Here is a 9,815-nt window from a genome sequence, read left to right on the forward strand (position 1 = left end):
CAAACAAATAAGTACGCTGCAATACCAGTTCCATAGCATAAGTTTTGTTGGAAATGCTACATTCTTATCGTCCATACATTTCATATAGTGTATTTAAGCTCAAGCCATTGTTATCATGTTGTTGCCAAAAGTCGTTAATGGTATAAATAATTTCGATGGTTTCTTTTTCAGGGCCAAATTGATAATCTGTGAGAAAGCAGACTTTCTTAATTGGCGATTTGTCAAGTGCTATCTTTAATAGCTTATCAATATCAGGTTTGTATTGATCTGAGAACTTAAAACTGAATTGCTGATTTGCGTCACTATTGAAAATTGGATCACCGATCTTGTTGACCGGTATGGTAATAAGTTCACCTGGATAATCAACACCCCAATCAATTAATTCACCAGCGAAAAATCCACCACTCTTGTCGTATTTAAACTCAGGATTGCCAATATGAATAATTATTCCGTTTTGCTGCTGAAGTAAATCATAAAAAAGTCCCCGATGACTTATAAGCTTATCTTCTTCAATGATTGCAATACTAAAGCTTTCTTGGTTCAGCTGAAGTGCTGTTGAGTTAATCGAAACTATTTCTATTGTCGGCATTGCTGTCTGTAAAGGCTGTTTATAACAATTTAAGGCTTGAAGAAGGTAACGTGACTTCTCATTCATCAATGTCTTCGAACGTTAATTTATTGTTTTTCTTTTCAATTTTTATTTTTCTCCAAGTCGGTGCATATTCTTCTCCCTGTGGTTCGAAAAGTTCTCTAACATACTCCGCTTCTGTTTCATAATTTTTTATTCTTTTTGGACCGGTATAATAGTCGGTTCTATTGTCAAAATAGTTTTCAACTTGTTTTTCATTATTAAAATTTAAGGAGCTTTTTATTTCATTTATAAATCTTTTTTTATCATTGACTGTGATCGTCAAAGTAAACGTATGGTAATAGTCACCAATCGCAGACATCGATTTATTTTCCTCAATTTTAAAGCTATCGTGTAGTTGAATGCCCTGTTCCGTTAGTAGTTTTTCTGCGTCAGTTTTTGAAAATAGCTGGTCTTCGAACATCGATAGGGTAGTCATGATAACGATCAATAATGTCAAAATGATCGAAACATATTTTCCAAACTTTGAATAGCCCATTTTCTTTGGAATCCAATATGCAAGAAAAATAAAGCCTATTGCTAGAAAAGTTAATGTCAATTCAACTATTATCATTTTGGTTTATGTATGAGGCTAATCTACGAACTTTATTGAATCCGAAAATTGGATTGTCAGTTTGACACCGTATCTGGTCATCATTTAAAACAATATGTATGATTAAGTCGCTGTTGAAATAGTTCGAATACGATAGTTTCTAGTCGCTTAAACCAAAACTATAAATCACATTACGTCCAAATTTTTGGTTCAAAGGCAGTCCGGTTAAGGTTGTTTTTCGCTAAAGTTGCGCTATTAACAACTAGAATAAAGACAAATTAAATAAAACCTTTGACACTTAAATCATTAATAATAGGTTCTATAAGCCTTAAAAAACGATCTAAATGTTCAAAGTAATCCGGATAAACGGTACAGATATTTTTCCCATATGGGAAAGATTATTAAAAAATAGGCGCTATATTTAGCAATGCTAATTAAACACTTATGACCACCGTTCAAGACTTACGGGATGTTTTTTTTATTCTGCATGATGGCATCATTACCAGCTATTCATCATTTAACGATGATCTGCTTTCTCTTAACGCCCAGGTATCCCTCTAAATCAGCTCCCTCAATGATCACCGTATATATTCCAGGGTTATCTGCAGCATAGAAGTTAACTGTTGCTTTGCCATTTTTATCCGTAATGATATTTGGCTTCCAATATATAGTTGAACGTATATCCGACTTGTCGGCGATACTACTTGAAGTGTATTTTGGACTATAAAACTCTTTTGGAACGATAAAAGGCATCGGTTTATATAGATAAGTACCAATACTCTTTTTCAGGAAGGGGCCTTTTCCACCGCGGGTAGTTACTTCAATAAAGGCATGGTCCCATGGTTTATCTAGCGGATGAAGGTAATAAGTTGAATACCTCATTTGATATCTGGTACTTGTCATCACTTCAACCCCTTTGATTTCTTCAGCATCATAATACTCAAAAATATCTTTGAGATACTGGTATTGTGATGTTTCCGGCGGAATGAAAAAATCAGTATTTATACCATCGATAATCAAGTGAACTAACATGGTGTGTATCTTGTAATTAAATGGCGCATTTGGCCTAAATCCCTTAATGCTCTTTTCCAGGAGTTCACCGAGAGTAGTTCTACCTGCTTTTAGTAATTGTTCTTCATCAATAATGACATCTGCAGCACCAGGGCCATTTAAGTTTTTCGAATCTTTAATGACCTTTCTTGCATTAATAACAACCTCTTTAAGCATGTTCCTTCCGGTAACGCGCAATTGTTCTTTTTTTAAAGTCACCTGATTGTTCACTATTAAATTGGTGCCAGTGTCAATATTTACGAACCATGGAACGATCCTATCCGTTACTGGTGAGAAAACCGGAGCCTTAAATTCCTCCATCTCAATGCCAACATTAAAGCTTTTTCCTTTCTTATTTTTAGCACTGATAAAAAAAGCAGGGGTGTCAATTGGGTTAATCCCTCTAAAAATGAAGTTACCTTTATCATCGGTTAATGTATCTAGTATAAATAATGGTTTTTTTGAAAATAATGCAATTGGAGCTTTTGCAACTGGTTTATTAAAAGCATTGGTAACTTTTCCTTTTATTGAAAACTCTTCCTCATTGGAGTAGACAAAAGGCTCAGCAGATTTAAACGCCTGGGGCCAGTCGTAACCTACCCAACCCTGTGTCAAAAGCAAATAATCAAGATGCTGCCATTTTTCGGAATTTGTTGCCGCATCGTCATAATAGCCAGGACCTTCTATATTGCCTTTTAGGTCTGAAGTCAATAACATGTGGCTTAAAATTGAGCGTTCTGCAATACTATCAATTTTAACCTGTCCGTTATCTGTTACTGCAAGTGAAAAACTACCCTGTATGGGATTCCCTGTATGGTCACTCACTTTAACATTTAAAGAAATACTGTCTCGTTGTTGGTACTCACTTTTATTTGATTCCAATTGGATATTCAAATGATCACCCAAGTCATTGTAAAACATACGTTCATTTAGGCCCATCTTGTCTTCGCCCATTAAAATAAGGCGAATTATACCACTCGGAAAAAACTTTTTATTTAGTACAAACTTAATTGCTCCTTTACTAAAATCGGCTACTGATGCCCAGCAAACTATATTTCTAGCCATACCAAAGAGGTAATAGGTTGAAGCTATACCTGCTGTAGGGGTAAGTGTTACTTCACAGGAATCACTTTTAAATCGATTCGTGACATTTAGTGTTATGCCTGTTTGCTCAACAAATGGAAGTTGGTAGCTCTGATATTTCCCGTCAGGTAATTGTATTCTGGCAGTATAAGTTTCTGCCTTTTCAGGTACAAGGCTAAATATCCCCATTCCTGCATGCGCAGTCTTAAAAGAAGTAATTTCCTGTTGCTTGCTGTTATAAATTTTACCTGATATAGCTACTCCATAGCCATCTTCGTTTAAAGCTTTAAATGTAATATTAGTTTTCTGACCTACGACCAGTTTTCCGCCCTCAGGCATAAACTGTAAATCAATCTTTTCTGGCCGGTTAAATATAAGTGGGATGAGCAATTTACGACTGCCTTGGCTCTTGCGTAGATCCTGTATGCCTAATGTGATGTTTTTTCCAGATACCTTATTAGGCAAGTCAAATTTTAACTTTAAAGTCCCGTCCAAACTTGTTTCAACTTTGTCCTTAAACCATGTTCTTTTAGCATCCATAACACTCATCTGCATTTCTCTTAATCCCACAGGAGATTTGTCAAATTGATTGATCCTCAGTCCCAACTCAATTCTCTGCTTGTTGTCGTCATTTATTAAATTTGCGTTATAATTAATTAGCCAGTTTGATCCGGCATCATTACCAATATAAAAGTGTTTCTTAAATAGGTAACTCTCTCCGAAATTCCTCATCCAGTTCGTATATCCTGTTAACGTATATCCCCCTTGCTTAAGGTCCAGATCTAATCCCATATAACCGTATGCCATTCCGCTAATTACAGGAACCATAATTCGTTGAACCAACTTGTTGCTGTCATTTGAAAGTTCGAGATAAAGTACCCCGCTTTTAGTTGAATAGGTCAGAAAGGACGCATTCAATAAATAAGCTTTGAACCACAACGTGTCTCCCGCCAGATAAGTTGGTTTGTCAGTTTGCAGATAAAGCTTTTCGATGGAAAGACTGTCATTTTGTGTATTAAGCCTGGTAATGATCTGATGTAGATTTTCTTTGGGAGCCATCTGAGAGAAACTCATGGCAATGTTGAAAAGATTGAGTAAGGCACAAACTAAAATACTTATGATAAGGTGAAGAGCTTTGGTTTTCATAGTTTGAGAGTCAAGTTAACATGAATTGATCTTTCATAAAGATAGTAATAGGTCATTATAATTGCCGATCTGTTCTATTTTGGTACACTTTTATGTGGTTTTGAATATGAAAATTACATTGGTACGCTTCAAATGCATGTTAGCTCAGCTTGTTAGAGGAACTCAGAATCTTTTGGTCGATGGTTCGAACTCATTACAGCCCATGGGCATTGTAAACCAAACTACAAATTACTTTACTTCCAAATTTTCGGTTCAAAGGTAGTCCGCTTAAGGTTATTTGCGCTATTAACAACTAGAGCAAAGGCAAATTCAAATAAAACCTTTGACACTTAAATCATTAATAATAGGCTCAATAAGCCTTAAAAAACGATCTAAATGTTCAAAGTAATCCGGAGAGACGGTACAGAAATCTTTCCCATATGGGAAAGATTATCAAAAAATATATTTTTGAAGCCTTTAGATGATATCTAAAGGCTTTTTTAATTTTTGATATTTATAAGGTTGACAATTGCCTTCACCATCATCTCCTTCTCATTATACTTGCTTTCAGCTATCATTAGCATTAACCAATGCATTGTCTCTAATAGGTCTCGATCCATCTGACTTATAAAGAATGCGGTTCTTTTTCAGAAACCAAACAAATAAGTACGCTGCAATACCAGTTCCATAGCATAAGTTTTGTTGGAAATGCTACATTCTTATCGTCCATACATTTCATATAGTGTATTTAAGCTCAAGCCATTGTTATCATGTTGTTGCCAAAAGTCGTTAATGGTATAAATAATTTCGATGGTTTCTTTTTCAGGGCCAAATTGATAATCTGTGAGAAAGCAGACTTTCTTAATTGGCGATTTGTCAAGTGCTATCTTTAATAGCTTATCAATATCAGGTTTGTATTGATCTGAGAACTTAAAACTGAATTGCTGATTTGCGTCACTATTGAAAATTGGATCACCGATCTTGTTGACCGGTATGGTAATAAGTTCACCTGGATAATCAACACCCCAATCAATTAATTCACCAGCGAAAAATCCACCACTCTTGTCGTATTTAAACTCAGGATTGCCAATATGAATAATTATTCCGTTTTGCTGCTGAAGTAAATCATAAAAAAGTCCCCGATGACTTATAAGCTTATCTTCTTCAATGATTGCAATACTAAAGCTTTCTTGGTTCAGCTGAAGTGCTGTTGAGTTAATCGAAACTATTTCTATTGTCGGCATTGCTGTCTGTAAAGGCTGTTTATAACAATTTAAGGCTTGAAGAAGGTAACGTGACTTCTCATTCATCAATGTCTTCGAACGTTAATTTATTGTTTTTCTTTTCAATTTTTATTTTTCTCCAAGTCGGTGCATATTCTTCTCCCTGTGGTTCGAAAAGTTCTCTAACATACTCCGCTTCTGTTTCATAATTTTTTATTCTTTTTGGACCGGTATAATAGTCGGTTCTATTGTCAAAATAGTTTTCAACTTGTTTTTCATTATTAAAATTTAAGGAGCTTTTTATTTCATTTATAAATCTTTTTTTATCATTGACTGTGATCGTCAAAGTAAACGTATGGTAATAGTCACCAATCGCAGACATCGATTTATTTTCCTCAATTTTAAAGCTATCGTGTAGTTGAATGCCCTGTTCCGTTAGTAGTTTTTCTGCGTCAGTTTTTGAAAATAGCTGGTCTTCGAACATCGATAGGGTAGTCATGATAACGATCAATAATGTCAAAATGATCGAAACATATTTTCCAAACTTTGAATAGCCCATTTTCTTTGGAATCCAATATGCAAGAAAAATAAAGCCTATTGCTAGAAAAGTTAATGTCAATTCAACTATTATCATTTTGGTTTATGTATGAGGCTAATCTACGAACTTTATTGAATCCGAAAATTGGATTGTCAGTTTGACACCGTATCTGGTCATCATTTAAAACAATATGTATGATTAAGTCGCTGTTGAAATAGTTCGAATACGATAGTTTCTAGTCGCTTAAACCAAAACTATAAATCACATTACGTCCAAATTTTTGGTTCAAAGGCAGTCCGGTTAAGGTTGTTTTTCGCTAAAGTTGCGCTATTAACAACTAGAATAAAGACAAATTAAATAAAACCTTTGACACTTAAATCATTAATAATAGGTTCTATAAGCCTTAAAAAACGATCTAAATGTTCAAAGTAATCCGGATAAACGGTACATTGGAAAGCCTTAGAGAAATCTAAGGCTTTTTTGCTTTCTGGCCATTCTGATCGGCTGCGATTTCTTAAAAGAAGGATCAATGTAATGCCTATTGATGGTTGGTATAAAAAAAAAGGATACCAACTATTTAAAGTAGGTATCCCTTAAAGAAAGAAGTTAATTCATTTAATATTTTACAATTTTAAATTCTGTTCTTCTGTTTTCCTGATGTTCTTCAATGCTGCATTCTACGCCATTGGAACAATGGTTGATTAATTGAGTTTCACCGTAGCCACGGGCAGTAATTCTGTTTTTATCAATGCCACTGGAGATGATATATTGTACAGCAGATTCCGCTCGTTTCTGAGATAGATTCAGGTTGTAAGCATCTTTACCACGACTGTCGGTATGAGAGCCTAATTCTATCCATATCGTCGGATTATCTTTTAACACTTTCACTAGTTTATTTAATTCTAATGCTGCATCGGGACGGATATTCCATTTGTCGAAATCATAATAGATATTGTCGATGCGTATTGCTTTATTTAGCTCGATAGCTTCAAGGTAGAGGTTTTTCTTAATAACGGTGGAACTGGTTAGCCCCAGGGTATTCAATTCTTTGCTATCGGCAAGGAATCCGGTTTTAACACCTAGTAAGGTATAATTGGATTCCTGGCTCAAATCAAATTTGAAGCTTCCCGTCTCATCGGTTTCTACTTTCAAAATTCCACCATCTACTTTGCTTAACGCAACAAGTGCATTGGCTATTGGTAAATTACTTTTCTTATCTAATACTTTACCAATCAACTTTAATTGGATTACTGGAACGTTCTTTAAGCTATAAATATCATCTTGCCCTAAACCTTCAATACGGTTAGAAGAGAGAAAAAGAAGAGATCCTTCATGATCCAGGCTAAAACCAAAATCGTCTTGCGGAGAGTTGAATGGATACCTGAGATTTTCTATTCTGTCTACTGAAAAATCTGTCATGCGGCCTTTGTAGATATCCAGTCCTCCCATGCCCAAGCGGCCATCACTGGAGAAGAAAAATACGCCATTATTACTAAGCACAGGGCTTCTCTCATTACCTGCTGTATTAACGGTACTGATATTAAGCGGGCTGGTCCATTTGCCATCCTCTGTTTTTGTACTGCTATAAATGTCGCTACCTCCAAAACCTCCGGGCATATCGGAACTGAAATATAAGGTTTTTCCATCTGGCGAAATAAAGGGGTCTCCAACAGAGTAAGCATTGGCCTTATTGTATATAAAAGGAGTAGGCTTAGTCCAGCCCCCTGTTGCATCTTTGCTGCTGCTATAAATTTCTACATGAATGGTAGCAGGTTGATTCTTTATTTTTTTCACCCTTTTTGGAAGTTGTGTTAAGGTGAAAAATGCGGTATTCCCGTCTGCAGTAAAACTTGCAGATCCTATATGGTAATTTGTACTTGATGGGATTGGAAATAATCTTAGGCTATCGGTACCCTCGGTTTTGTGGTATAACTTCAGGTAGCTATTGCCTGTCCAGCCATAAGTTTCTTTGTCCGGCCATACCGTTCCGTCAAATCTTAAAAAGGGTCTTCTGTTATTTTGTTTAACAGCTGCAATAGTTCTGTCTGAGGTGAAGACAATACCACCTTGGTAAGGAACAGCAGCCCAGTCTGATTGCTTACTATTCCATGCTTTTTGATTCATCACCTCTGTTTTTTCCGGATGATTCATCCATTTTAAGGCAGAATCACAAGAGGCTAGCCAAATGTTTTGCTGTTGGCTTGAGATGGTCATATTCTTGCTGAAATACTGGAGGTATTGTTTTTTTGCTTCAGTATACTTGGCATTATTCTGTAAAACCCTCGCATAGTTCAAGATGTTTTCTGACTTGCTTTCCGGCATCTTTACCAATATGGCATACCAGCTTTCTGCTTGCTTATATTCGTTGGTCAGGCGGTATGCTGTTGCCAGACGTTCTGCCGCATGCAAACTTTCTTTTGTTTTGTAGGCCTGCTCATATAAGTCTATTGCTTTTATGTAATTAAATAACTCGAACTGCTGATCTGCTGCCTTTATCTTATTTTGGCCCATTAGGCTGGTACTGCAAACCATTATAACGAAACAGGAAATGAGTATTTGAGATAAAATATTTTTCATTTTTTTGATGGAATAAATTTGTTCTTGAATTAAAAGAAACGTGGGGTGGCCATTCTAACTTTTGGTTTTAGGAAATAAATACCAATTGAGAATTCATGACTTCCGCTACTATAACCTTGTAAAGCGCCGACAGAAAAATCATAGGCATAACCAATCCTGAGTTTGTCTGTCGCAAAAAATTCTACTGCTGCAACTGCTGAATTCTGAGTGCTCAGATTTTTCTGAATGTGGTCTTTATTATAAAGCTTAACTCCAGTACGGTAGGATCCTCCCAGCCATAGTCTTTCGCTTAATAAAACAAATGCATTGAGATCCAAACTTGTCGGACCAGCAGCATCATCTTTCAATAGAATGGATGGTTTAATCTTCACCTCAGAAGATACTGAGATTAAAGTACCGGCAGTCAGGTAAAAGTGTGGCTTTGGCTGAGGGACAAAGGCGCGGTCTTTAACATCGAAATATTGAGAAATCAAGTTGTCAACAGAAAAACCTGCAAAGAAATTATTCGTTGAATAATAAACCCCTGCTCTTGCATCTGGAAGAACTACGCTTTCCATTCCGGTAGGTTGATCTGGTTCAGGGTCATTAGGGTTTAATTTTGCACCATCTATCCCGAGTTGCATTACGCCAAAACCAAGACCAAAAGCCAGACGAGAGGAACCATCTTCGTTTAACCGGATTCGGTAAGCATAATTTCCGTAGGCAGTTAAATTGCTTTGGGCACCTAGTTGATCACTGGCTACTTGTAGAGCGAGACCAACATTTCCTTCATTGGCAATAGCATCCAGGGCTAATGACATACTTTTTGGTGCACCTTTAATTCCTGTCCACTGACTGCGGTAAAAGGAATGCAGATTCAGGTTTTCTTTATATCCCGCATAGGCTGGATTAATGTAAATTCCGTTAAATAGGTACTGGCTATATTGAGCGTCTTGTTGTGCCGATGCCGGTTTGTAGACGAGTAATAATCCAAGGATTAATGTGGTGAGTAATCTCTTCATGTTGTTATGTTTTTGAATAAAAACGGAAAACCAATGC

The 9,815-nt window shown here is 36.2% G+C and carries 7 protein-coding genes; all 7 read right to left on the reverse strand.

The annotated features are described in order from the left end of the window. Positions 1–64: 64 nt before the first annotated feature. The 7 genes from R2Q66_RS13025 to R2Q66_RS13055 all read right to left on the reverse strand — a co-directional run bounded on the left by R2Q66_RS13025 (position 65) and on the right by R2Q66_RS13055 (position 9,778). Positions 65–655 (reverse strand): hypothetical protein, encoded by a 591-nt coding sequence (locus tag R2Q66_RS13025; protein ID WP_316749618.1) that lies wholly within the window; start codon positions 653–655, stop codon positions 65–67. Next, entirely contained in the window at positions 648–1,202 is a 555-nt protein-coding gene (locus tag R2Q66_RS13030) for a hypothetical protein (RefSeq protein ID WP_316749620.1), read from the reverse strand. The genes R2Q66_RS13025 and R2Q66_RS13030 overlap by 8 nt, the downstream gene beginning before the upstream one ends. A gap of 492 nt (positions 1,203–1,694) precedes the next feature. Further along, positions 1,695–4,460 carry a hypothetical protein gene (locus tag R2Q66_RS13035; RefSeq protein ID WP_182961268.1) on the reverse strand — a complete coding sequence of 922 codons (2,766 nt, stop codon included), beginning with the start codon at positions 4,458–4,460 and terminating at the stop codon, positions 1,695–1,697. 698 nt (positions 4,461–5,158) lie between these two features. Next, positions 5,159–5,749 carry a hypothetical protein gene (locus R2Q66_RS13040; RefSeq protein ID WP_316749618.1) on the reverse strand — a complete coding sequence of 197 codons (591 nt, stop codon included), beginning with the start codon at positions 5,747–5,749 and terminating at the stop codon, positions 5,159–5,161. Then, on the reverse strand, positions 5,742–6,296 hold the full coding sequence (locus R2Q66_RS13045) for a hypothetical protein (RefSeq protein WP_316749620.1): 555 nt from the start codon (positions 6,294–6,296) through the stop codon (positions 5,742–5,744). Before R2Q66_RS13045 ends, R2Q66_RS13040 begins: the two co-directional genes overlap by 8 nt. A gap of 519 nt (positions 6,297–6,815) precedes the next feature. Further along, positions 6,816–8,777 (reverse strand): OmpA family protein, encoded by a 1,962-nt coding sequence (locus tag R2Q66_RS13050; protein WP_316749623.1) that lies wholly within the window; start codon positions 8,775–8,777, stop codon positions 6,816–6,818. 29 nt (positions 8,778–8,806) lie between these two features. Continuing rightward, positions 8,807–9,778 carry a type IX secretion system membrane protein PorP/SprF gene (locus tag R2Q66_RS13055; RefSeq protein WP_316749625.1) on the reverse strand — a complete coding sequence of 324 codons (972 nt, stop codon included), beginning with the start codon at positions 9,776–9,778 and terminating at the stop codon, positions 8,807–8,809. Positions 9,779–9,815: the final 37 nt, after the last annotated feature.

Source organism: Pedobacter gandavensis (assembly GCF_032677645.1).
Taxonomy (GTDB): domain Bacteria; phylum Bacteroidota; class Bacteroidia; order Sphingobacteriales; family Sphingobacteriaceae; genus Pedobacter; species Pedobacter gandavensis_A.